The 20,634-nt window shown below is 62.8% G+C and carries 21 protein-coding genes; 10 read left to right on the top strand and 11 right to left on the bottom strand.

The window, feature by feature from the left end:
- Window positions 1-345: 345 nt before the first annotated feature.
- Complete coding sequence (locus P9250_RS12610; RefSeq protein ID WP_310393331.1) at window positions 346-2,244, top strand: SUMF1/EgtB/PvdO family nonheme iron enzyme; 1,899 nt, start codon at window positions 346-348, stop codon at window positions 2,242-2,244.
- 7 nt (window positions 2,245-2,251) lie between these two features.
- Here the strand turns inward: P9250_RS12610 and P9250_RS12615 are convergent, their stop codons facing one another.
- Together P9250_RS12615 and P9250_RS12620 are read right to left on the bottom strand one after the other, a co-directional pair.
- On the bottom strand, window positions 2,252-4,120 hold the full coding sequence (locus P9250_RS12615; protein ID WP_310393333.1) for a DUF3857 and transglutaminase domain-containing protein: 1,869 nt from the start codon (window positions 4,118-4,120) through the stop codon (window positions 2,252-2,254).
- Window positions 4,121-4,181: 61 nt separating this feature from the next.
- A complete protein-coding gene (locus P9250_RS12620) occupies window positions 4,182-5,417 on the bottom strand; it encodes a glycosyltransferase family 9 protein (RefSeq protein WP_310393335.1) in 1,236 nt (411 codons plus the stop codon).
- A gap of 388 nt (window positions 5,418-5,805) precedes the next feature.
- On the opposite strand from P9250_RS12620, the gene P9250_RS12625 reads away from it, so the two are divergent.
- The 4 genes from P9250_RS12625 (at window position 5,806) to P9250_RS12640 (ending at window position 8,054) form a co-directional block, all read left to right on the top strand.
- Window positions 5,806-6,738: an aldo/keto reductase gene (locus P9250_RS12625; RefSeq protein WP_250467122.1), complete on the top strand. Its 933-nt coding sequence runs from the start codon at window positions 5,806-5,808 to the stop codon at window positions 6,736-6,738.
- A gap of 20 nt (window positions 6,739-6,758) precedes the next feature.
- Window positions 6,759-7,181: a DUF1810 domain-containing protein gene (locus P9250_RS12630; RefSeq protein ID WP_250467124.1), complete on the top strand. Its 423-nt coding sequence runs from the start codon at window positions 6,759-6,761 to the stop codon at window positions 7,179-7,181.
- A 57-nt stretch (window positions 7,182-7,238) separates the two neighbouring features.
- On the top strand, window positions 7,239-7,454 hold the full coding sequence (locus tag P9250_RS12635) for a DUF2945 domain-containing protein (RefSeq protein ID WP_310393337.1): 216 nt from the start codon (window positions 7,239-7,241) through the stop codon (window positions 7,452-7,454).
- Window positions 7,455-7,616: 162 nt separating this feature from the next.
- The gene (locus P9250_RS12640; protein ID WP_244829612.1) at window positions 7,617-8,054 is read left to right on the top strand and encodes a PRC-barrel domain-containing protein; all 438 of its coding nucleotides are present in this window, start codon (window positions 7,617-7,619) and stop codon (window positions 8,052-8,054) included.
- Window positions 8,055-8,214: 160 nt separating this feature from the next.
- Here the strand turns inward: P9250_RS12640 and P9250_RS12645 are convergent, their stop codons facing one another.
- Window positions 8,215-9,918 carry a methyl-accepting chemotaxis protein gene (locus P9250_RS12645; protein ID WP_250510074.1) on the bottom strand — a complete coding sequence of 568 codons (1,704 nt, stop codon included), beginning with the start codon at window positions 9,916-9,918 and terminating at the stop codon, window positions 8,215-8,217.
- 264 nt (window positions 9,919-10,182) lie between these two features.
- On the opposite strand from P9250_RS12645, the gene P9250_RS12650 reads away from it, so the two are divergent.
- Window positions 10,183-11,427, top strand: a complete 1,245-nt coding sequence (locus P9250_RS12650) for an aminotransferase class V-fold PLP-dependent enzyme (RefSeq protein WP_310393340.1) — start codon at window positions 10,183-10,185, stop codon at window positions 11,425-11,427.
- Window positions 11,428-11,471: 44 nt separating this feature from the next.
- Here P9250_RS12650 and P9250_RS12655 read toward each other — a convergent pair whose 3' ends face one another.
- Entirely contained in the window at window positions 11,472-12,353 is an 882-nt protein-coding gene (locus P9250_RS12655; RefSeq protein WP_310393342.1) for an NAD-dependent protein deacetylase, read from the bottom strand.
- A 113-nt stretch (window positions 12,354-12,466) separates the two neighbouring features.
- Between P9250_RS12655 and P9250_RS12660 the strand changes: the two genes are divergently transcribed.
- Entirely contained in the window at window positions 12,467-13,477 is a 1,011-nt protein-coding gene (locus tag P9250_RS12660; RefSeq protein WP_250467130.1) for a zinc-binding alcohol dehydrogenase family protein, read from the top strand.
- Between the two features lie 4 nt (window positions 13,478-13,481).
- Here P9250_RS12660 and P9250_RS12665 read toward each other — a convergent pair whose 3' ends face one another.
- The 3 genes from P9250_RS12665 to P9250_RS12675 form a co-directional block, all read right to left on the bottom strand.
- Window positions 13,482-13,886 carry a GFA family protein gene (locus P9250_RS12665; protein ID WP_250467132.1) on the bottom strand — a complete coding sequence of 135 codons (405 nt, stop codon included), beginning with the start codon at window positions 13,884-13,886 and terminating at the stop codon, window positions 13,482-13,484.
- 240 nt (window positions 13,887-14,126) lie between these two features.
- Window positions 14,127-14,687: a hypothetical protein gene (locus P9250_RS12670; protein ID WP_244829606.1), complete on the bottom strand. Its 561-nt coding sequence runs from the start codon at window positions 14,685-14,687 to the stop codon at window positions 14,127-14,129.
- A gap of 200 nt (window positions 14,688-14,887) precedes the next feature.
- Complete coding sequence (locus P9250_RS12675) at window positions 14,888-15,505, bottom strand: OmpW family protein (protein WP_244829698.1); 618 nt, start codon at window positions 15,503-15,505, stop codon at window positions 14,888-14,890.
- 230 nt (window positions 15,506-15,735) lie between these two features.
- On the opposite strand from P9250_RS12675, the gene P9250_RS12680 reads away from it, so the two are divergent.
- The gene (locus P9250_RS12680) at window positions 15,736-16,017 is read left to right on the top strand and encodes a hypothetical protein (RefSeq protein WP_244829605.1); all 282 of its coding nucleotides are present in this window, start codon (window positions 15,736-15,738) and stop codon (window positions 16,015-16,017) included.
- 117 nt (window positions 16,018-16,134) lie between these two features.
- On the opposite strand, the gene P9250_RS12685 is transcribed toward P9250_RS12680, so the two are convergent.
- Together P9250_RS12685 and P9250_RS12690 are read right to left on the bottom strand one after the other, a co-directional pair.
- Complete coding sequence (locus tag P9250_RS12685) at window positions 16,135-16,632, bottom strand: hypothetical protein (RefSeq protein ID WP_310393344.1); 498 nt, start codon at window positions 16,630-16,632, stop codon at window positions 16,135-16,137.
- Between the two features lie 117 nt (window positions 16,633-16,749).
- Window positions 16,750-17,718, bottom strand: coding sequence for a GlxA family transcriptional regulator (locus P9250_RS12690; RefSeq protein WP_250510080.1), 969 nt, complete (start codon window positions 17,716-17,718; stop codon window positions 16,750-16,752).
- A 165-nt stretch (window positions 17,719-17,883) separates the two neighbouring features.
- Here P9250_RS12690 and P9250_RS12695 point away from each other — a divergent pair, with 165 nt between their 5' ends.
- Both P9250_RS12695 and P9250_RS12700 read left to right on the top strand, forming a co-directional pair.
- Window positions 17,884-18,018: a hypothetical protein gene (locus P9250_RS12695; protein ID WP_255784629.1), complete on the top strand. Its 135-nt coding sequence runs from the start codon at window positions 17,884-17,886 to the stop codon at window positions 18,016-18,018.
- A gap of 23 nt (window positions 18,019-18,041) precedes the next feature.
- Window positions 18,042-18,731: an HD domain-containing protein gene (locus P9250_RS12700; protein WP_310393347.1), complete on the top strand. Its 690-nt coding sequence runs from the start codon at window positions 18,042-18,044 to the stop codon at window positions 18,729-18,731.
- A 10-nt stretch (window positions 18,732-18,741) separates the two neighbouring features.
- Here P9250_RS12700 and P9250_RS12705 read toward each other — a convergent pair whose 3' ends face one another.
- The gene (locus P9250_RS12705) at window positions 18,742-19,452 is read right to left on the bottom strand and encodes an extensin family protein (protein ID WP_310393349.1); all 711 of its coding nucleotides are present in this window, start codon (window positions 19,450-19,452) and stop codon (window positions 18,742-18,744) included.
- 38 nt (window positions 19,453-19,490) lie between these two features.
- Window positions 19,491-20,546 (bottom strand): NAD(P)/FAD-dependent oxidoreductase, encoded by a 1,056-nt coding sequence (locus P9250_RS12710; RefSeq protein ID WP_310393351.1) that lies wholly within the window; start codon window positions 20,544-20,546, stop codon window positions 19,491-19,493.
- Window positions 20,547-20,634 lie beyond the last annotated feature (88 nt).

Consider the following 20,634-nt stretch of genomic DNA (forward strand, 5'->3'; position numbering starts at 1 on the left):
GATGAACAGTCACATGAAGGACTGACGAATGTGCGAGCGCTGAAGATACTGTCGTACGCTCGTGCGTGGAGCGATCATGCCGTCGTCAGGTTTTTAGATTAGAACGTAACGTTTAAAAAAGATACTTACGAGAGACCGGAAGCGCACTCCTCATCACGCATACCTGCTTAATGGGGATTTAAGTGCCGACTGACCGCGTGCTATCTTTGTTTGTGCTGCAGATGCACGAGCGCGACGGCAAATGCATGGTCCTCGCATGCGCCGACTTTGCATGAGCATCCAGGCGACAACGACAGACGCGCGAACGGCGCGCCCCTAATCAAGCCGGACCGAAAGGGTGTGAATATGTGGCGGACTCTCTTCATCGCAGGCATGTTCGTGACGATGGGCGGCGCGTTCGCAGCGCCTTCCGATCCACCGCTTGAGAGACCTTCGGTCGCGGCCGCCGACACTCATGCGAATCGCATGGCGCTCGTTATCGGCAATACGCACTACGGCGACGCCCCGCTGCCGGCCGCGGAGCACGACGCATACGATATGAGCGTTGCACTCACGTCGCTCGGATTCAACGTGACGCGCCGTATCGATCTCAACGAAACCGCCATGCGCGACGCGCTCGACACGTTCGTCATGCAACTGGGTCCACACGATACCGCGCTCGTCTACTTTGCGGGCCACGGTCTGCAGGCAGGCGGCGATGCCCTGCTCGCCCCGCTCGATGCCCGCGCCGATGCGCCCGTCACGCTGGTCGAGAAAGGTATTCCGGTGAAGGATGTCGTGGCGCGCATGGTGCAACGCCGTCCGGACGCCGCGAACATCGTCGTGCTCGACATGTGTCTGAACGATCCCTTCGGTGCCGCGCCCACCGAGAGCATGTCTTTGCCCGCGAACACACTGGTTGCGTACGCAACTACTTTTGCGACCGAAGCCGCCGAGACGGAACGCAACGGCCTTTACACCGCCGCGCTGTTACGAGCGATGTCCGGCGAAGCACGCACCACATCCCGGGTATTCGAAATAGCCGCCGCAAATGTCGCGCGGCTGACGCACGATAGCCAACGGCCGTGGATCGCATCGACACTCGATGCCGCATTCACACTCGCACCGATGTCGTTAGCTTCCACGGACGCCATCGATGCGACGCAATCCGCCACGGGTACCCGTACGCGCGGCATTCTTCCCAAGGACAGCAGCGAGCAATACGAACTGACCTTCTGGGAATCGATCAAGGACAGCACGTACCCAAGCGATTACGAAGCCTATTTGAAGGCGTATCCGAACGGACGATTCGCCACGCTTGCCAAGGCACGCATCGATCGCTTGCGGGCGGCCGCCGCAAGCTCGAAGCCCGCGGCATCGCCGCAGTTGCCAGCTTCGCCTACTCCGGCGCCAACGCCGAAGCCCGCGCCGCCTATCGTCGCTGAAAAGCCGCGTCAAACCGCGCCCACGCCTGCACCGGCAACCACGACCGCCCCTGTCGCAGTTGCATCCAAACCCGCAGCGAAGACTTCCGCAGGGGCCGAAGTAAAAGACTGCCCGTCTTGTCCCGCGCTGGTCCCGCTCTCGGCTGGCAGCTTCAACATGGGCAGCAACAACGACGATCCCGCAGAAAAGCCGCCGCATCGCGTGGCCATTGCGCAGCCGTATCTCATCGGCAAATACGAAGTGACGATCGAACAATGGAATGCATGCGTCGATGCCGGCGCCTGCACACGTATCTCACCCGATGGCGACGCCGGCAACGCGCCGCCCGCCAATGCGCCGATGCGCAACGTCAGTTGGGACGACGCGCAGGTCTACGTCAAATGGTTGAGCAAGGTGGGCGGCAAGGCATATCGCCTGCCGACCGAGGCCGAATGGGAATATGCGGCGCGCGGCGGCACGCAGAGCACTTACTGGTGGGGCGATCAAATGAAGAAAGGCAACGCCGACTGCAAGGATTGCGGCGAGCCTTATCGTCCCGAAGCGCCGATGCCCGTAGGCTCATTTGCCGCGAATCCGTATGGTCTCCACGACATGAACGGCAGCGTCTGGGAATGGGTCGCCGACTGCTGGCACGGCAACTACAAAGGCGCACCGGCCGATGGCCACGCGTGGGACGATCCATCATGTTCAGTGCGCGTGATTCGCGGCGGCTCGTGGCGCGAAGGCGCGAGCTATATGCAATCGGCCACGCGATTCAAATACAGCTCGAGCGTGAGGCAATCGCAGAACGGTTTTCGTGTGGCGCGTGACGCGCAGTGAAGGCACACTATCGCAACGCCGCCTTCACGATGATCTGCCCTTGCGTATCGCGCTCGATCTTCTTAAGCACCGGCTGCGCCGCCTGAAAGTCCTCGGGCGTGCAGACCTGTTTGCCGAAATTCGCGGTGAAAGTGCGCGAAATTTGAATCGTGTTGGTCGCGGCATCGAACAGATAGCGCGATGAAAAGCGGAAGAAGCCGCTATCGAGGTCGAGGTTGTCGGGCACTTCGACCACGTGCATCGTACGAGGAAGCACGATCTGCGATACCTCGTCGAACACGCCGCTTACGCACAGATAAGGTTGCGTACGCACGCGCTCCGCAAGCCAGTTGCGCGCCTGCGTCGCGATGCCGCCCGAGAGACTCGTCAACGCGGGCAACGCGGTCGTGCCAGTGGGCCAGACCACGTCGTCGAGCGTGCCGTTCACGGTCGTGGCGAAGGGGCCGCTCGTGGCATCGACATCGCTGGTCGTAAGCGCGCCCGCGCCACGCAGATTCGTATAACGCAGACGGTCCGTTGCGATCTGCTCGCGCCGCTCCGTATTCGCCGAACGCAGATTCATACGCTCGATCTCGGCACTCCATCCTGCATCCTCGACCCAGTACGCAAAGTTGGCGACGCCTCCGGGCGCCACGTCGATCTGCAATCGCGCCGCGCGCGACAAGGGCTGCGTGGATGGTGTGTGCGAAAGCTTGCCGGCATTCACGAGCACGGTCGGGCGATCCATGTCCGCGAGTGGCAGATAGCCGAACTCGACGCTCGCCGCCGTGCTATCCGCATATAGATTCAGATCGGGCATCCATGTGATGACGTGATTGATCGCGCCCGCGCCGTAGCCTGGCACCGAAGGCAGCGAATACACCGCGCCCAGGCCGATCAGCGCGGGCTCGTTGCGAATGCCCACGGCATCGAGCAACGCGCCGAACAGCGCGACGTGGTCCTTGCAATCGCCATAACGATTCGCAAGTACCTCCGTCACGCGATGCGGCACGGCGGGACTTTGACCGATGAACATCGCGACATAGCGGATATTGCGACGTACCCAGTCGTAGAGCGTCTTTGCTTTGGCGCGCGCGTCGGCGTCGTTGCGTGTGAGCGATTGCGCGAACGCGATCACGGCGGGATCTTTCGTGCTCGGGTCCACGGAAGGTTCGCGATAGCTCGCGGCGAAGCTCGCGTAATCGGGAAACGTCGACACCATCAGACGGTCGCCGTATTGCGCGTAAGCGACCGAGCCGGTTTCGATGCGCGCAATGTGTTCGCGACGGTAATCGAACGCATAGCGCGTGCGGCCATTCGCGGTGACGGGCGGCTCGGCTTCATAACCGCGCGCATCGGCGAAGAGCGGCTTGGTCGCGGGCAGATCGAAGATGAGCCGCTGTGCAAGCACCGGCCGCGAACCCGGATCGACGTAATAGTTGAACTGCCCTGCGATGACAGGGCTCGCCTGGCTCTTGCGAAACCGCAGATGCACCGTCGAGCCGATGCCCACCGCCGGAAAAATCACCGCGCGCAGCTTGGCGTCCTGAAACGTGGGCGCGCCGGCCGAACGCGGCTCCTGGATGTCACGGATCTGCTCGGGCGAAACATCGTGACGCGCGCCGTTGGCATCGACGGAATAGGCTTCGACGATTTCCACGTTCGACACGCTGCGGTCGTACCAGACGTAACGCTGCGCAATTTCGTCGATGCCGGCCGACGTGTTCGCGCGCAACACGGTGGTATCGTCCTCCGTCACCGAACCGTCTTCGGCCACGACGAACTCGTGGCTGTCGCTGATAACGGTCGATGGATCGTCGTCGCCGGATGCGGCATGCGCAATGCCAGTCAGCGCGAGCGCCAGGACGAGAGCCAAACGGATCGATAAACGAGTCATGTCGCAGGCGCATGTGGGAGCTGCGTCAATGCTACATGAAGCGCGCCGGGGTCGAGCGGCGTCAGCGTGCAGCGAGTTGCGCCAGATCGGCCTGCAATTCGTCGAGCGGATGCGACCAGTCGCCGAGTTGCGTCTGACGATAAAGCCGCATAGACGGATACCAGGGCGTGAAGCGCTGACAGTCATACCAGCGGCAATCGCACGCGTTTGCAAGCAGCACCCACACGGGACGATTCAACGCGCCTGCAAGATGCGCGGGCCCCGAGTCGATGGTGATGAACAAATCGAGTTCGTCGAGCACGTATGCCGTATCGCCGAAAGCCGCGAGATACGGCGCCATGTCGATGACATCGTGTGCCTGCATCAACGCACGTTCGTCATCGGTCAGCGCGCCGACCTGAAGCGAGTAGAAGCGGCAATCGGGATTGGCGAACAACGCGGCCAGTTGTTGGAGTTGCATCGACCGGTACGGCTCATGGCGCACGTTGCTGGCGCTGCGCCAGCCGATACCGACCTTCATCCGCTTCGGTTCGCGTGGCATCGATGCAAGCGCTTCGTGCGGCAAGCCGCGATTGGGATTGCATGCGATCATGCCGCCGGGATTCTCCATCGGAAAATATGGCGAATGCTGATAGCGCGCGAAGAGATTGAACACGTACGTGATGCGGTCGCAATGCTGCATCTCGTGCGCACGTTGCTCGGCCGTCGGGATGACAAGACGCACGCCTTCGCGCGGGCGGACGACATCGCGCCACTCGTCGAAGACTTCGATGACCAACTCGCGTGCGCCTTCCCGCAGCAAGGCATCGACGTAGCGCGAATAGAGCACGAAATCGCCGAAGCCGCCTTCGATGGAGATCAAGATCGACTTGCCGGCAACGGGTTCGTCTATGCCGAGCAGCTTGGGACGCGCCAAGTCGATCCACGGCATGTCACCGCTAAAGAGCACGTGGAGAAGCGACTCGCCGCGTCCGACATCGCGGTTGATGCGATGCAGTGCATGCGCTTCGTGATACTTGCCGCTCGAGTAAAGCACCATCGCGAGTTCTTCGGTGAGCTGGTAGCGCACTAAGGGAGACATGTCGTGCGTAAGCGCTATCCTGAGACAACGTTCCGCAAGCTCGCGCATGCCGAGATAGTTCAAGTCGATGCCGAGTTGTCCGATCCATATGCCCGGATCGGGCAAGGCGGCGAGTCGAGTGATCATGGCCTGCGCTTCGGCGGCGCGCCCGGCCACGCGCAAGGCGCGTACGCTGTCTATGTTGAGCGGTAAGTTCTGGGCGTCTGGGAGACTCATTTTTATTTTGCAAGGTGCGAAGAGCGAAGCCGCGAATGCCCGCGCTCGGGCGCACATGCTAATTGCACGGTTCGCCTTAGCTGCAAAAAAATGTCAGATCGAGCTTTCGTTGTCGGGTACGACTTCCGAGCATAGACGCAAGCGTATCGATCAGGCGAGCACGTACGTGAAACAAACGCGCCGGTTGTGGTAACCGTTTCCGAGTCTGTCTCGACGAGCCCAGGAAGAAGTAGCGCCGGCATCGTTCGTTTCGGTATCGGGTTATCCTGCTGCGAGACGCGGGTTGCACCAGACATTGCATCTGTTCTTGCATGTCTTCGCCAGGAGCCTGATCGATGATGCCTTTGCCTAACTCGAACCATGCACGGCGTCATGGTTCTTCTCTGCCATGAACGGCCGTTCACCGGATCGCCGACGGTTCCTGCGTGTCGCGGCCACGGCGGCGCTCGCCGGAGCGACAAACCCGCTCATCGCGCAGATCGCGCCCTCGCAGTCGACGCCCATGCACAAGCGCCCGATTCCATCGAGCAACGAAGCGCTGCCTGTAATCGGCTGCGGCACGTGGCGCACATTCGACGTCGGCGACGACGCCGCCCGCCGTCGCGAACTCGCCGAAGTGCTGCGCGTGCTGTTCGCGGCGGGCGGCTCGGTGATCGATTCATCGCCCATGTATGGCTCGTCCGAAGCCGTCGCGGGCGACCTGCTCGCCGAATTGCACGCACGCGACAAGGCGTTCATCGCCACCAAGGTGTGGACCGATGGACGCGAGGCGGGCATCGCGCAAATGGAACAGTCGATGCGCCTTTTCAAAACGCCGCGCATCGACCTCATGCAGATCCACAATCTGCTCGACTGGCGCACGCAACTCGCCACGCTGCGCGATTGGAAAGCGGCCGGGCGCGTGCGCTATATCGGCGTTACGCATTACACGTCGAGCGCGTTCGGGCAGGTCGAAGCGGTGCTGCGATCCGAGCGTGTGGACTTCGTGCAAATCAACTACGCGGCCAACGACCGCGACGCCGAGGAACGGCTGCTGCCGCTTGCCGCCGAGCGCGGCGTCGCTGTGCTCGTCAATCAGCCGTTCGGCGGCGGCTCGCTGCTCGCCTCGCTTCGCGCAAAACCGCTGCCCGCGTTCGCGGCCGATTTGGGCTGCACGAGTTGGGCACAGCTTCTGCTCAAATTCGTGTTGGGAAACCCTGCCGTCACTTGCGTGATTCCGGGCACCGGACGGCGCGAGTACATGATCGACAACGTGCGCGCGGGCATTGGCGATTATCCGGATGCGGCGCTGCGAAAGCGCATCGCGGATGCCGTCGCGTGACTAGAGAGCCAGGACATGCCATGAGCGATACCTTCGATCTTCAACGCTTCGTCGATGCACAAGAAGCCGTCATCGACGACGTGCGCGCCGAGTTGTCCGCCGGCCGCAAGCGCACGCACTGGATGTGGTTCGTGTTCCCGCAAATCGCAGGTCTCGGCCATAGCCACATGGCGCGGCATTACGCTATCCAGTCCCGCGCGGAAGCCGAAGCGTATATCGCGCATCCTGTGCTCGGCGCGCGGCTCGTCGAATTGACTGGCATCGTCAATGGCGTGAAGAATTCGAGCGTCGAGCAAATTTTTGGGTATCCGGACGACATGAAGTTTCATTCGTCGATGACGCTCTTCGCGCGCACCGCACCCGATCCCGCGATCTTTAACGACGCGCTGCAACGCTTTTTCGATGGCCACGAGGATGAAGGGACGCTCGCCCGCTTGAAGTAGCCGCGCGTGGGCATGGCCGTTGCGCTTTCGTTGGCATTTCAACGATGGAGAGACGCGATGACTCAATCCCTCAAGCTGCACGATCACGTTAGCTGGAATACGCCGCAGGGCGAGACCACGGGCCATGTCGTGAAAGTGATCCACGAACGCACGACAGTCGATGGCCATACGGTCAATGCATCGAAGTCCGATCCGCACTACGAGGTGGAAAGCGACAAGAGCGGCAAGCATGCCGTGCACAAAGCGAAAGCGCTGAAACGCATTTCACACTGAATTTTCTTCGATTTCCGCGTCACGGCGTGCGCCCCAAGCGGGTGCACGCCGTGCGTATGAGCACGTTCCCTGCAAAATTCGCAATAAACGTTCACACTTCTACCGCGCTAGATTCGCGCAATTCCCAAGAACTGATTTGCCAAATCTTTTGAGGATTGGAAGATGAACTCGAAACTCGTGGCACTGCTCTTCGCCGCATCGGCCATTGGCCTGACTTCCACCGCGTCCTACGCGCAAGTTGCGGGCGCACAGACGCTCGGCGTATCGGTCGAGGTATCGACCGCCATCATCGACGGCTGGAGCGTCAGGAAGTCGATTCTCAACAAGCCCGTCTTCAATGAACAGGGCGCGAAGGTCGGCGTGATCCACGACATCATCGTGGCGCCAGACCGTTCGGTTTCGTTCGCGATCATCGCGGCAAACCAGTTCCTCGGCGTCTCGCATCACGACGTCGCCATTCCAGTCGAGCAACTCGATTTCCAGGGCGGCAAGCTCGTGCTGCCCGGCGCGACGAAGGACGCGATCAAGGCCCTGCCCGAATTCCAGTACACGAAGGTCAAGGCAACGCCGAAGCCGCGTGCGGAGTTCGAACATCATTGATGCTTGGCAGGCAGCGGCGTGAGGTTTGCGCCGCTGCAGGTCGCTTGCGAGTTCGTCGTATCGAAGTAAGCACGCTTCAAAGCCGTGGCGGCGTTCGTTCGACGCCGCTACGCACGGCATCGGTCCGACGCAGCTTCAACGCGCTAATGCGCGCGATCGGTCAGAACGAACTCCACTCGTCGCCATGCGTCGCCGCAGCGGTCGCCACGGGCGCGGCACGCCGCGTACGCGCGGGTGCGGCAACGCGCGCGGCAGTACGCGCCACGGGCGCGGCAGGCGCATACGACCGGGGCGCAATACCACCGCCTTCGACCACGAAGAACGCCATGACTTCGTTCAGGCGACGGCCCTGCTCTTCCAGCGCCTGCGATGCGGCCGCGGCTTCCTCGACGAGCGCCGCGTTCTGTTGCGTGACCTCGTCCATCTGCGTGATGGCCTGATTCACCTGCTCGATGCCGCGTCCCTGCTCCGCCGATGCTGCCGCGATCTCCGACATGATGTCGGTCACCTGAGCCACGGCCTGTGTTACTTCGGTCATGGTCGTACCGGCTTCGCTCGCGAGTGCCGAGCCGTCCTTCACCTTTTCGACGGAATCGGCGATCAGTTCCTTGATCTCCTTCGCCGCCGACGACGAGCGCTGCGCGAGGCTGCGCACTTCGCTTGCCACGACCGCAAAGCCGCGTCCCTGTTCACCCGCGCGCGCCGCTTCAACGGCCGCGTTGAGCGCCAGAATGTTGGTCTGGAAAGCGATGCCTTCGATGATGCCCGTGATCTCCGCGATCTTCGACGAGCTGTTGCTGATGCCGTGCATGGTGTCGACCACGCGACCGACCACATCGCTGCCCTTTCGCGCGACATTCGAGGCATTCGACGCGAGCGAACTCGCCTGATGCGCGTTGTCGGCATTCTGACGCACCGTGGACGTCAATTGCTCCATGCTCGCCGCCGTTTCCTGCAACGACGCCGCCTGCTCTTCGGTGCGCTGGCTCAGGTCCGTGTTGCCGGTGGCCAGTTCCTTGGCGGCGCCGCCCACCGCGCCGCTGCTGTCGCGCACACGGCTCACGGTTTCGGTCAGGCGTTCGTTCATCTCGGCAAGCGCACGCAGCAAGTCGCCAGTCTCGTCCTTCGAATCGGCGATGATCGTGCTGCGCAAGTCGCCACGCGCCACGGTTTGCGCGATCTCGACTGCGTCCTCGATAGGCCGGGTGATCGAACGCGTGATCGCAAAGCCCGCAGCCACCGCGAACAGCGTGGCGAACGAGCACAGCGCGATCAGCACGTTGCGCTGCATTTCGTACTGAGCTTCGAAATCACGCACGATCTCTTCGCGACGCGTGGCCGTGTAGCTCGCGTAGTCGTCGGTGGCCTTGACCAGTTGGGCGAGCAGCGGACGGCATTCGTCGTCCATCTTGGAGATCGCCTGGTCGTGCTTGCCGGCGAGCGCGAGGCCGACGATATCGGTCGCCACCGGGCCGTACAAGCCTTCCACGCGCGCCATTTCGGCGACAAGGCCACGGGCCTTCTCGCTCGTGTCGCTCGCCGAGGCGATCATGTCCTTGAGTTGTTTCAGGCGCGCCTGCACGTCTTCGTGAGCGCGCGTGACCTGGGCTTTTTCCAGTTCGAGATCGGCGGGCTTGCTGACGAGCACGAGATTGCGTGCAGCAATGGCGCGGCGATCGACCGCAGTGCGCAACTGACTGGCCACATCGGCGCGCGCGTTGATGCCGTTGACGTAGTTCGCGAAGCCGTCGGTCGCCTGGGAAAGCGAGCGCAGCGACATGCCTGCGACGAGCACCACGAGGACGGCAAGAATGCCGAAGCCGGCGACCAGTTTGTTCTTGATCGTGATGTTTCTAAGGTTCATTTGAAGGTTCTCTCAGTCAGTTCGTGGAACTGTTTCGGCGTCGTATGTTCGACTCGTGCGCCTTGCGCGGCGTACAAGCGAACGTTTGCCCTCATCCGGGGCTTGGCGCTCTAGGAACTATTACGGCGGGCGGTTGCGAAGTCTGAAGGGGCGGAAATACGATTAGTCGGCATTTTGTCCATACCTTCGTCGCAACGGCGGTAACTTTGTCCAATCGATACTTCATCGGCGATACTTGATGCTCCTCACGCGATCAAAAGACCGATGACCGAACATCTCGACTTCCGCACGCCTGAATTCAACGCCGCCCTGGCCGCGTTACCCGTCGCGCCTGCCACGAACATCGCTCATGCCGAAGACTGGTGGAACGCAGTGCGCGGGCTGTATAGGCAGTCCGACGACCTGATCAATCTGGAAAACGGCTTCTGGGGCGCCATGGCCGAGCCGGTGAAGTCGATGTTCCATTACTGGATCGATCGCCTGAACCACGAAACCACGCTGCTCGTGCGTCCGCACTGGATGACGATCCACGATGGCCTGCGTCAGCGTCTTGCTGGCGCCATGGGCTGTTCCGCCGATGAAATCGAGCTCACGCGCAACGCGACCGAGGCGCTGCTTGCGCTCATCAGCGGCTATAACGGCCTCGAACCGGGCGATACCGTGCTCTACAGCAACCTCGACTACCCGTGCGGACGCGATGCGATGGAATGGCTGCGCGAACGGCGCGGCGTCGAGCCGGTGCGCATGACGATGCCCGAGCCTGCCACGCGCGAGGCCGTGCTCGACGCTTACACGTCGGCGTTGAAAGCGCATCCGCGCACGAAGCTCGTGCTGCTGTCGCATGTCTGTTTTGCGACGGGGCTGGTGCCGCCGGTTCGCGAGATCGCGGCGCTCGCGAAAGCCGCGGGCGCAGACGTGATCGTCGACGCCGCGCATTCCTGGGGCATGCTCGACTTCGACGTGCCGACGCTCGACGCGCCGTTTGTCGCGTTGAATCTGCACAAGTGGATTGGCGCGCCGCTCGGTTGCGGGGCGATCTACATCAAGAAAGAGCGTCTCGGTTCAATCGACCCCTATCTCGGCGATACGACCTGGCCCGCCGACGATATCCGCTCGCGCGTGCACACGGGTTCGCCGAACTTCGCGGCTTGGCTCACGTTGCCGGCGGCGCTGGAGTTGCATCAGCGCATTGGCGCGCGCTCGAAGGAAGCGCGTCTGCGGGCCTTGCGCGACGCCTGGGCCGAACCGGCGCGCGCGCTGCCGGGCGTGCGGATCATGACGCCAGCGGATGCATCGATGACGGCGGGTATCACTGCGTTTCGCATCGAAGGACTGGCGAGCGATGTCATCGTGAAGACGTTGAAGGACAGGTTTGGCGTGTTCACGGTCGCGCGGCCGATTCCGGATGCAAGCGATGTCGTGCGGGTGACGCCGGGGATTTTTACGCGGATGGAGCAGGCGGAGAGGTTGCTGGAGGGGATTGATGCGATGGCGGGTGAAGCGGGCTGAGTGGACACGTGGGAACGCTCGTTCAACGCATCGAGCGTCCCCGCTCACCCCCCATCCAACCCCTCGATCAACGCCTCGAGCGTCTCCGAACAAGGCGCCTCGACCTTTAACGCAAGCAATGCATCCGCGCGCGTCTTGCCGATATTGATCGCCGCAATCGGCTTGCCGCTCTTCGCCGCCCATTCGCAGAATCGATAGCCCGAATACACCATCAACGATGACCCGAGCACGAGCATCGCGTCGGCGGCTTCGAGCGAGCTTGCCGCGTCCTGCACCAGCGCGCGCGGCACGCTCTCGCCGAAAAACACCACGTCCGGCTTGAGCACGCCGCCACAACGCGTGCAGCCCGGCACATTGAACGAAGCGAAGTCGATGTTCTCGATTTGCGCATCGCCATCCGGCACCGATGGCGCCGTGTAATTCGTAAAGTCCGGGTTCGCTTCTTCCAGCATCCGCTGCACCGCCACGCGCGTAAGCGCCGCGCCGCAAGCCATGCAGCGCACGCGGCCGAGATTGCCGTGCAGCTCGATGACATCGGGATTTCCAGCACGCGTATGCAAGCCATCGACATTCTGCGTCACCAGCCGATGCACCCGCGAACGCGCCGCCAGCGCCCGCACGGCGTGATGCGCCGCGTTCGGTTGCGCATCCGCCACCACCGGCCAGCCAATCAGGCTGCGCGCCCAGTAACGGCGGCGCGCGTAGTCGTTGCCTAGAAACTCTTTCAGCAGAATCGGCTGACGGCCCGTGCGCTGGCCCTCGCGATCGCGATAACAGGGAATACCCGACTCGGTGCTGATACCCGCGCCCGACAGCACGAATAGCCGCGGGTGCCGCTCGACAAAATCCTGAAGTGCAAGCACGTGCCGTCCTGAAACCTTATTGAGATGCTCAGAATATAAGGCGAAACGCGCCGCCGCGCTCACGCACAATCCGGCCTTACCACTTTATCGAATATCAAATTGGCTTGACCAGATCGCCGCGTATCGCTAAATTAATGCGCTGTCGCCCCCACACAAACCACATAAAGAGACACGCCATGCTGACCGTCATCTGCGAAACCCCCGGAACTCTCAAGGCCGAACAGCGCGAGAAGCCCGCGCGCGGCGACAACGAAGTGCTGCTGCGCGTGAAGCGCGTCGGCGTGTGCGGGACCGACTTGCATATCTTCACCGGCAATCAGCCGTTCTTGTCGTATCCGCGCGTGATGGGGCATGAACTCTCCGGCGTGATCGAAGAGGCGGATGCATCGAGCGGACTCAAGGCGGGCGACACCGTCTATGTCATGCCCTATCTGTCGTGCGGCAAGTGCATTGCATGCCGCCAGGGCAAAACCAATTGCTGCGTGAACATTCAGGTGCTCGGCGTGCATCGCGACGGCGCGTTCACGGAGTATCTGAACCTCCCCGCGCAATTCGTCCACAAGGCCGAAGGCGTCACGCTCGATCAGGCCGCGATGGTGGAATTCCTCGCGATCGGCGCGCATGCGGTGCGCCGCGCGGATGTGCAACCGGGACAACGCGTGCTGGTCGTCGGCACGGGGCCGATCGGCATGGCGGCGATCACCTTTGCGCGTCTGCGCGGCGCAAACGTGACCGCGCTCGACACGCGTGAAGATCGCCTGAACTTCTGCCGTCGCGAGTTGAAGGCGGACGCGACCGTGCAAATCGGCGAGCGCGACAAGGAAGAGTTGTCGAGCCTCACCAACGGCGAATTCTTCGATGTCGTCTTCGATGCCACGGGCAACTCGCGCGCAATGGAACGCGGCTTCGAATTCATCGCGCATGGCGGCAAGTACGTGCTGGTGTCCATCGTGCCGGACCGCATCTCGTTCGCCGATCCCGAGTTTCACAAGCGCGAAGCAACCTTGCTCGCGAGCCGCAACGCAACGCCCGAGGACTTCGAGACCGTGCTCGATGCCATGCGTCGCGGCGAAGTGCCGACCGATGCGCTCAACACCCACCGACTCACGCTCGCCGACGTGCCCGAGCGCTTCTCGTCGCTACTCGACCCGAAGGCGGGCGTGGTGAAGGCAATCGTCGAGTGCTGATCAATTAGTTCTGTCGGCCGCGTGCGAAGCGCGGCCTGCCCTGCGCGTCGTGCCACGGCTCGGCGTTTTTGCACCAGATTTCATAAGTGGGCGGAAAGAGGCCGGTTTCGTCGAAGATGCCGGTTGGCACTTCGATTTCCGGCACGCCGTCGAAGGCGAGATAGATAGGCGAGCCGCATGTCAGGCAATGATGCCGATGCCCGGTCTCCGAGCTTTGCCAAGCGACGGTATCGCCCGTGATCTGCACGGCGTCGCGCTCGAAGATGGCATATACGCCGAACGGCGCGCCGTGAATGCGGCGGCATGTCATGCAGTGGCAGAGATTGACTTGCAGCGGCCGCGCGAAGACCGCAAGGCGCACCGCGCCGCAAGCGCATTGGCCTTCGTGAAGGGACGTCATGGCGTTCATCTGAAGTCTCCGTTTCGCGCTGCAAGGAGCTTCTAATCGCTTGGCCCTCGGGCGCGTTCGTTATGAGCGTAGGTCGCACGATGCAGACTGCCTGGGCCGTGTTGTCTGGCCGCGTCCGCAAGAGTTGAATACTCTTTCACCGTCTGCTTCAGCCGTATAGCCACGAGCGCGACAAGCGCCCTGCATTAGCCGATGCAACGAGCGCACTCGATCGAATGCGCTCATCGGCGGCCCTTGGCTTCAGCGAACGTAGTAACCGCGATTTTGCATGCACTCGCCGTACGCGCGCCAGTAGCGCACCATTGGCGGCTCGGGCGGCGGCATCGGCGGCATTTTCATCTCGGCGTAATTTGCATCCGATGCGCCCGAAGCCGCCACGGCGCCCGATGCGCCCGAAGCACCTGCAGCGACCGCGGCTCCGGATGCGCCCATCGGCGCCGATGCGCCCGCGGCAACCGTCGCCGAAGCGCCTGCGGGCCGGCCCGCCATCGTCGCGGATGCGCCCGATGCCGGCGCCGCCGACGCGGCCAGCGCGCCCGATGCAACCGGCGGCAACGGCGGCTCGACCGGGCGCGGAGCCCCGAGCGTGCGCGTCTCGATGGCGTTGTTCTTCGGTGCGGTCTGCGGCTCGCGCGCCATCACGACCTTGGTCGTCTGATTGGCATAGGCGTAGCAGGCCGCGTTGTCGACGCTCTGCTGCCCCGTGCTCTGACTGCGGCCGGGCAAGGCGAGCGGTTGTTGCGCGAAGGCCGCGCCACAACTGACGAGCAAAGCGAATCCCGCGTAAGTGGAAGGTCTCATTGGCTTGCGTTTCCCCGATGCGGTGTTATTAGTCGTTGCAGCGCGCACGGGGTCACGCCGGCCTCAGGCGGCAGGTGACCGCGCGCGTCTGCGCCGGGCCTGCTGCAAGAATACCGTGCCGGCAAAGTGTTCCACGCCAGAAGCACCGGCTTCATCCGCCAATTTTCGATAAAACGGGTCGGTCGCCGCCTGTTTCTCCCTCAGAACTTCATGCCCACGCCAACGCCGAACACCCACGGGTCGATCTTGAGCGAGCCGAGATCGACGCCGCCCGCCGACGCGCTCGTGCGCATCCAGATCTTCTTGACGTCCGCGTTGACGAACAGATTCTTCGCGACCTGCACATCGACGCCCGCCTGAAGCGCGGGGCCGAAGCTGCTGTGCTTGATGGAGACATCGGCGTCGCCCGCTTTCAGTTTGTCGTTGTAGAAGAGCGTGTAGTTGATACCCGCGCCGACATAGGGCCGCACGCGTCCCGCATGATTGAAGTGGTATTGCAACAGCAAGGTCGGCGGCAAAACACCCACGCCGCCGAGCCCGCCTATGCTCGATGTCACCTGATGCCGCGAGGTCGCGAGAATCAGCTCGACGCCGATGTCGTCGCGAATCATGTAGGTGAAGTCGAGTTCGGGAACGATGGAGTTATTCACGTCGGTGTTGAGCGTGCCGAGCGCGCCGCCCGCGCTCACTTGCGGCTCGATGCTGATGGCGCGCAACCGCACGAGCACATCGCCTGCATGGATGCCGCCCATCGAAACGTTCGACGACGAATCTTCCGCCGCGTGTGCCATGCCCGCGCACAATGCCGCGCATGCCATGACGATGGCGCTAATGCCTGCTTTCACTGTTTTCATTGCTGGTTTCCCTGTTCTGGATCGATGTCCTGCACAGGAATTGTCCCGAGCGCAGCACCGCCCGGCGTTGATGCGCGTCAAGGCAAGACGCCGTGGTCTGCTCTCCTGCGGGGGACTTTGCGCGAGAACAAGCTATGTTCGCGGGTCCGTTGTTTGCTTGCTACAGTCGGGCGCACAACAACGGGAGGCGATACATGAAACCGATAATCGGCGCACTCAGCCGCACGGCGGGGATACTGCTCGGCGGCACGATCGCAGTCGTGGCAAGCGCCCAGCAACCGAACAAGCTGCACTACGACAGTACTCCGGCTTATCAGGAACACAGCTCGACGCCACCTGCCGCGGCGGCGGCATCGGCGAGCGATGCGCTCAAGACGACGCCGGGCAAGACCTCGGCGGGAAAGGGACCAGCGCCGGATCGGCCGAATGGCTTGGGGATGGATGCGGGCGCGGGCAGTATGAGCAAGAAGCCCTGAGCTTCGTGCGGGGTTGGGACGATCGCAGAACGCGGGCGTGTTCGTAGGTCCGCGCGCCCCGATGCGTTACGAACAGGCTGCCAATGTCCTCGCCCCGCAAGACCATTGCTTGGCACGCTATGACGCATCCTTCGCCTTATCCGGCCACGGCCAAGTCGCATACCGCGACGTCTTCGCTGAATCGCCGGACTCGGCTGCGTCCAATGACGCTGTGCTCTGCTCGGCCTCCGGCAAGTCCTCGCCAAACCAAGCCACCTCGCGGCGTCGTTCCTCGACATACGCATCCCAGCCTTTCGCGTTGTCTTCGAATAGATCGTGACGCACGGTATTCGCGAGCATCGGCCGATTGAGCGTCTCGTCGAGAAGCGCCTTCGGCCACACGAAAAACGCGCCCGACGCGCGCCGGATAAACTCGCGCGGCGTCATGTCGCCCGCGACGAAGCCAAGCAGCGTAAAGTCCGCGAGCGCATCGTTGCCACGCACCGCATCGGCGATGCTCGGATAGTCATCGGCACATTGACTCAGGCAGAACACGGTTTCCAGCACATCGCCGAGATGCAGCAGCAATGCGCGCCGCTCGAAGGGTTCCTGCACGTGGGACGCTTGTGTCGTCATTCGATCTTCCGTCTGTCGATTTAGTTTGCGATGCAGCGTGCCCGCAGCAAGTAAAGCAGCAACAGTGGCACGCCTCGTTATCCCAATCTTAACGAACGCACGGCGACGCCTGTTCCATCACTTTGAAAAGCGTGTCCTGAAGCTCAGCCGATAATCGTTCGGCGATACCCCGAGCCGCCGCATGAACACGAGGCGCATGCGGTCCGCGGTGCCGAAGCCGCATTCGTAGGCCACGGTCTTGAGCGGCGTATCCGTGCTTTCGAGCGCGTTGCGCGCAGCATCGACCCGCGCGCGCTCGACAAACTCGTGCGGCGTCATCTGCGCGAGCTGCACGAAGGCCCGCGCGAAATTGCGCTCGCTCATGCCCGCGACCTTCGCGAGTTGCGACACTGCGAGCCTTTCGCCGATGTGCTCCATCACGTAACCCTGCACTTTCGCCACCGGCGATGTCTCGTCGGCAGGCGCGCTCAGATAAGGGCTGAACTGCGACTGTCCGCCGCGCCGCTGCGCGAACACGACGAGGCGCTTCGCCACCGCAAGCGCCACGCGCGCCCCGTGATCTTCCGCGACGAGCGCGAGCGCCACATCGATACCCGCCGTCACTCCGGCCGACGTCACGAGCCGCCCATCGCGCATATAGATGCGATCCAGCTCCACGCGCGCCTGTGGAAAGCGCTCGGCCAGACGCGGCGCATTCTGCCAGTGCGTGGTCACTCCGCGCCCGTCGAGCAGACCGGCATGACCCAGCGCAAACGCGCCAGTGCAGATCGAGCCGTACCGCTCGCATTTTGCGGCGACATCGGCGAGCCAGGCGGTGAGATCGGGATCGGGCTCATCGAAAGGCAGACCCGGACCGCCCGCGACGAGCGCCGTGTCGTAGCGCCCGCGCGCTTCATGCCATGAGACGTCCGCCAACAGCCGCGTGCCGTTCGATGCGCGCACCGCAAGCGCTTCGGGGCCGACGAGCGTGATTGCGTAGGCATCGGCGGCGGGTACGAACATATTGGCTTCCGCGAAGACATCGACGGGGCCGGCTACGTCCAGCGCCTGCACGCCGGGAAAGATCGCGAGGGCAACGGTGGGCATCGGCGAAGGCGGTTTTTAGCTCGTTGAAAACACATGGCAGAAGACAGCGTGCGACTGGCAGAGTTCGACGCGTCGTTTTCATTGTCGCGACCGCGCGTTTTGCCGACACTGATACTCATCGAAACGCAATGCAACGCAATGTCTCACGCCACGGAGGCGAGTGCAATGGACACATCAGCAAACACCCGCGTCGATATCGAACGCAGCGCGCATGCCGACTTGCAGGAGTATCTGCTCGATGAAGCGCTGGCCGAAACTTTCCCGGCAAGCGATCCCATCTCGCCGAGCCATATCAGTTAAACAACCTTCAAGGAGTAGTTGAAATGAACGAAATCATCGCTGGCATCCGCATTCCCGACAGCAAGATGGCGCGCGAAGCCACGCAACTCGTGCGCGATACCGAACCCGACTTGCTTTATCACCACTCGCGCCGCGTGTTTCTGTTCGGTGCGCTCGCGGGCGAACGCAAGCAACTGAAGTATGACGCGGAACTCTTGTATATCGGCGCGATGTTCCATGACATGGGACTCGTCGATGCCTACAGCAGCGCGCACGACCGCTTCGAAGTGGATGGCGCGAATGCGGCGCGCGACTTCCTGCTCGGCTACGGCATCGGCGAAGGCGAGATCGAACAAGTATGGGATGCCATCGCGCTGCACACGACGCCGGGCATTCCGCAGTACAAGAAGCCGGTCGTCGCGCTCGTGACGGCAGGCGTCGAGATGGACGTGCTCGGGCTTGCTTACGACGAATTCACGGCGGATCAGCGCCGGCTCGTGGTGGCGGCACATCCGCGGGAAGCGAATTTCAAGGAAGGCATCATCGATGCGTTCGCGCAAGGCACCATCAAAAAGCCCGAAACGACGTTTGGCAACGTGAAAGCCGACGTGCTCGCGCTGAAGGACCCGAACTACAAGCGGCTGAACTTCTGCAGCATCATCCTCGGCTCGGCATGGAGCGATGGTTCTCACGATCATTCGACCTGCCGTAATCCGGCGCATCAGCACGCGTGACGTGAACGCATCAGCGGCAGATGCGATACGGGCCCATGTCGACGTGAAAGTGTGTCTTGTGGAGCGCGTTGTAATCGGGGCCGAGGGTCGTGTCGAACGACTGGCATGCGCCTTCGTGGACGCGTCGCAGGAAGCTCGCTTCGGGCGATGCAGAATCGTCCCAGCGCGCGAGCGTGATGCGCTTGCCGTCGGCGAGCACGAAACCCGTGAGGTCGATGGCATTGGCGCTTGCATGCTGACTGAGCGCGCCGTCTTGCCGATGATTCACGTTGCGGCACGCGTAGCTGCCAACATGCTCGATGCGCGTCACGCGTTCGCCGAAGAGTTCGACGGCGGCGCTCTGCAGGTATCGATGCTCGAAGAACGCCATCGAGAGCGCGAGCGGACACGTGGCGAGATACGGCGAGCTGTAGCGAACTTCGGCGGATTGCGTCACGCGCACCACGTCCTTGAGTCCGCAGCCGCCGGGGGCCGATGAATCCGCCATCGGCCGATAGTCGAGCCCAGATTGTTCGAGCGCGGCCCGGCACATGTCGGCGTCGTGCAGCGTGCGCCAACGTCGGAACGTGGTGAAGAAGTCGGGTGGCGCGCGAACATCGAGCAGCGTGAAAGGATCGTATTGCGCGGGTACGCTAATGCGGCGCGCATAGACCGCATAGCCCAGGCCGAGCGCCGCGACGCACGCCACCAGCAGCAGCCACGCGACGAATCGACCGATCAAGACGCGCGCCCTGGTCGAAGCGGATCGACGCGCAACCGTCAGCTCCCTTCTGCCGCGTGCGTGCCGCCTGACTGCACGCGCTGTGCGAGCTTCGCGTCGTAACTCGAATGAACGTGCACGCGCTTCTTGTCGGGGTAAGCGTACGAGTAAGCCTTGCGCAATGCGAGCGATGCCTCGTGAAAGCCCGACAAGATGAGCTTCTGCTTGTTCGGATAGTTGGCGATATCTCCGACCGCGAAAATGCCCGGCCGCGACGACTCGTAATACGAGGTATCGACTTCGATGCGTCCGCCGCGCACATCCAGGTTCCATTGGGCGATAGGCCCGAGATCCGCCACGAGGCCATACAGCGCGACGAGCTTGTCGGCGGCGAGATCGGTGGTGCCGTCAACGTGCTTGATACGCACGCCGCGCAAGGTGTTGCCGGGCGCGTCGAGCGAATCGATCATGCCGACGACGAACGCCATCTCGCCCGCCTCCACGGCGCGCTTCATTGCCGCCACGGATGCCGCCGCCGCCGAAAACCCGTTACGCCGATGCACCAGCGTGAGCTTCTTCGCGACGCCGCGCAAAGCCAGCGCCCAGTCGAGCGCGGAATCGCCGCCGCCCGCGACGATGACCTCGCGGTCCGCGAAATCTGCCAGACGCGCGACGCTGTAGTGCACGCCGTTGTCTTCGAGCGCGTCCGCTTGCGGCACTTGCAGGCGCTGCGGCACGAACGCGCCATTGCCCGCGGCGATCAGAATGGCGGCGGCATCGAAACGCATGCCCTGCTCGGTCTCGACAGTCCAGCGATGATCCTCGCGTTGCGCCACCGACATCACGCGCTGATCGAGGTGGATCGGCACGTCGAACGGACGAATCTGTTCGAGCAGACGATCCACGAGTTCGCGCGCGGTGCACGAGGGAACGGCGGGAATGTCGTAGATCGGCTTGTCGGGATAAAGTTCGATGCATTGCCCGCCGATGCGCCCGAGCGTGTCGACAATCTGGCACGAAAGGCCGAGCACGCCGGCTTCGAAGGCGGCGAAAAGCCCGACGGGGCCTGCGCCGACGATGAGGACGTCGGTGGTGTGGATGGCGTGATCGTTCATTGCGGGGTCCGGTGTCTGCTGCGCAAAACGCAGCATTGAACGGACCACGATACAGAAACCGAACCAGCGCGGCAACGAAACCCCTGCT

Source organism: Caballeronia sp. LP006, from assembly GCF_031450995.1.
In the GTDB taxonomy this organism is placed as follows: domain Bacteria; phylum Pseudomonadota; class Gammaproteobacteria; order Burkholderiales; family Burkholderiaceae; genus Caballeronia.

Bases quoted from the DNA above. Each gene is read 5' to 3' on its own strand.
- P9250_RS12610 (WP_310393331.1), top strand. From the start codon at position 346: ATGTGGCGGACTCTCTTCATCGCAGGCATGTTCGTGACGATGGGCGGC.
- P9250_RS12615 (WP_310393333.1), bottom strand. From the start codon at position 4,120: ATGACTCGTTTATCGATCCGTTTGGCTCTCGTCCTGGCGCTCGCGCTG.
- P9250_RS12620 (WP_310393335.1), bottom strand. From the start codon at position 5,417: ATGAGTCTCCCAGACGCCCAGAACTTACCGCTCAACATAGACAGCGTA.
- P9250_RS12625 (WP_250467122.1), top strand. From the start codon at position 5,806: ATGAACGGCCGTTCACCGGATCGCCGACGGTTCCTGCGTGTCGCGGCC.
- P9250_RS12630 (WP_250467124.1), top strand. From the start codon at position 6,759: ATGAGCGATACCTTCGATCTTCAACGCTTCGTCGATGCACAAGAAGCC.
- P9250_RS12635 (WP_310393337.1), top strand. From the start codon at position 7,239: ATGACTCAATCCCTCAAGCTGCACGATCACGTTAGCTGGAATACGCCG.
- P9250_RS12640 (WP_244829612.1), top strand. From the start codon at position 7,617: ATGAACTCGAAACTCGTGGCACTGCTCTTCGCCGCATCGGCCATTGGC.
- P9250_RS12645 (WP_250510074.1), bottom strand. From the start codon at position 9,918: ATGAACCTTAGAAACATCACGATCAAGAACAAACTGGTCGCCGGCTTC.
- P9250_RS12650 (WP_310393340.1), top strand. From the start codon at position 10,183: ATGACCGAACATCTCGACTTCCGCACGCCTGAATTCAACGCCGCCCTG.
- P9250_RS12660 (WP_250467130.1), top strand. From the start codon at position 12,467: ATGCTGACCGTCATCTGCGAAACCCCCGGAACTCTCAAGGCCGAACAG.
- P9250_RS12665 (WP_250467132.1), bottom strand. From the start codon at position 13,886: ATGAACGCCATGACGTCCCTTCACGAAGGCCAATGCGCTTGCGGCGCG.
- P9250_RS12670 (WP_244829606.1), bottom strand. From the start codon at position 14,687: ATGAGACCTTCCACTTACGCGGGATTCGCTTTGCTCGTCAGTTGTGGC.
- P9250_RS12675 (WP_244829698.1), bottom strand. From the start codon at position 15,505: ATGGCATGCGCGGCATTGTGCGCGGGCATGGCACACGCGGCGGAAGAT.
- P9250_RS12680 (WP_244829605.1), top strand. From the start codon at position 15,736: ATGAAACCGATAATCGGCGCACTCAGCCGCACGGCGGGGATACTGCTC.
- P9250_RS12685 (WP_310393344.1), bottom strand. From the start codon at position 16,632: ATGACGACACAAGCGTCCCACGTGCAGGAACCCTTCGAGCGGCGCGCA.
- P9250_RS12690 (WP_250510080.1), bottom strand. From the start codon at position 17,718: ATGCCCACCGTTGCCCTCGCGATCTTTCCCGGCGTGCAGGCGCTGGAC.
- P9250_RS12695 (WP_255784629.1), top strand. From the start codon at position 17,884: ATGGACACATCAGCAAACACCCGCGTCGATATCGAACGCAGCGCGCAT.
- P9250_RS12700 (WP_310393347.1), top strand. From the start codon at position 18,042: ATGAACGAAATCATCGCTGGCATCCGCATTCCCGACAGCAAGATGGCG.
- P9250_RS12710 (WP_310393351.1), bottom strand. From the start codon at position 20,546: ATGAACGATCACGCCATCCACACCACCGACGTCCTCATCGTCGGCGCA.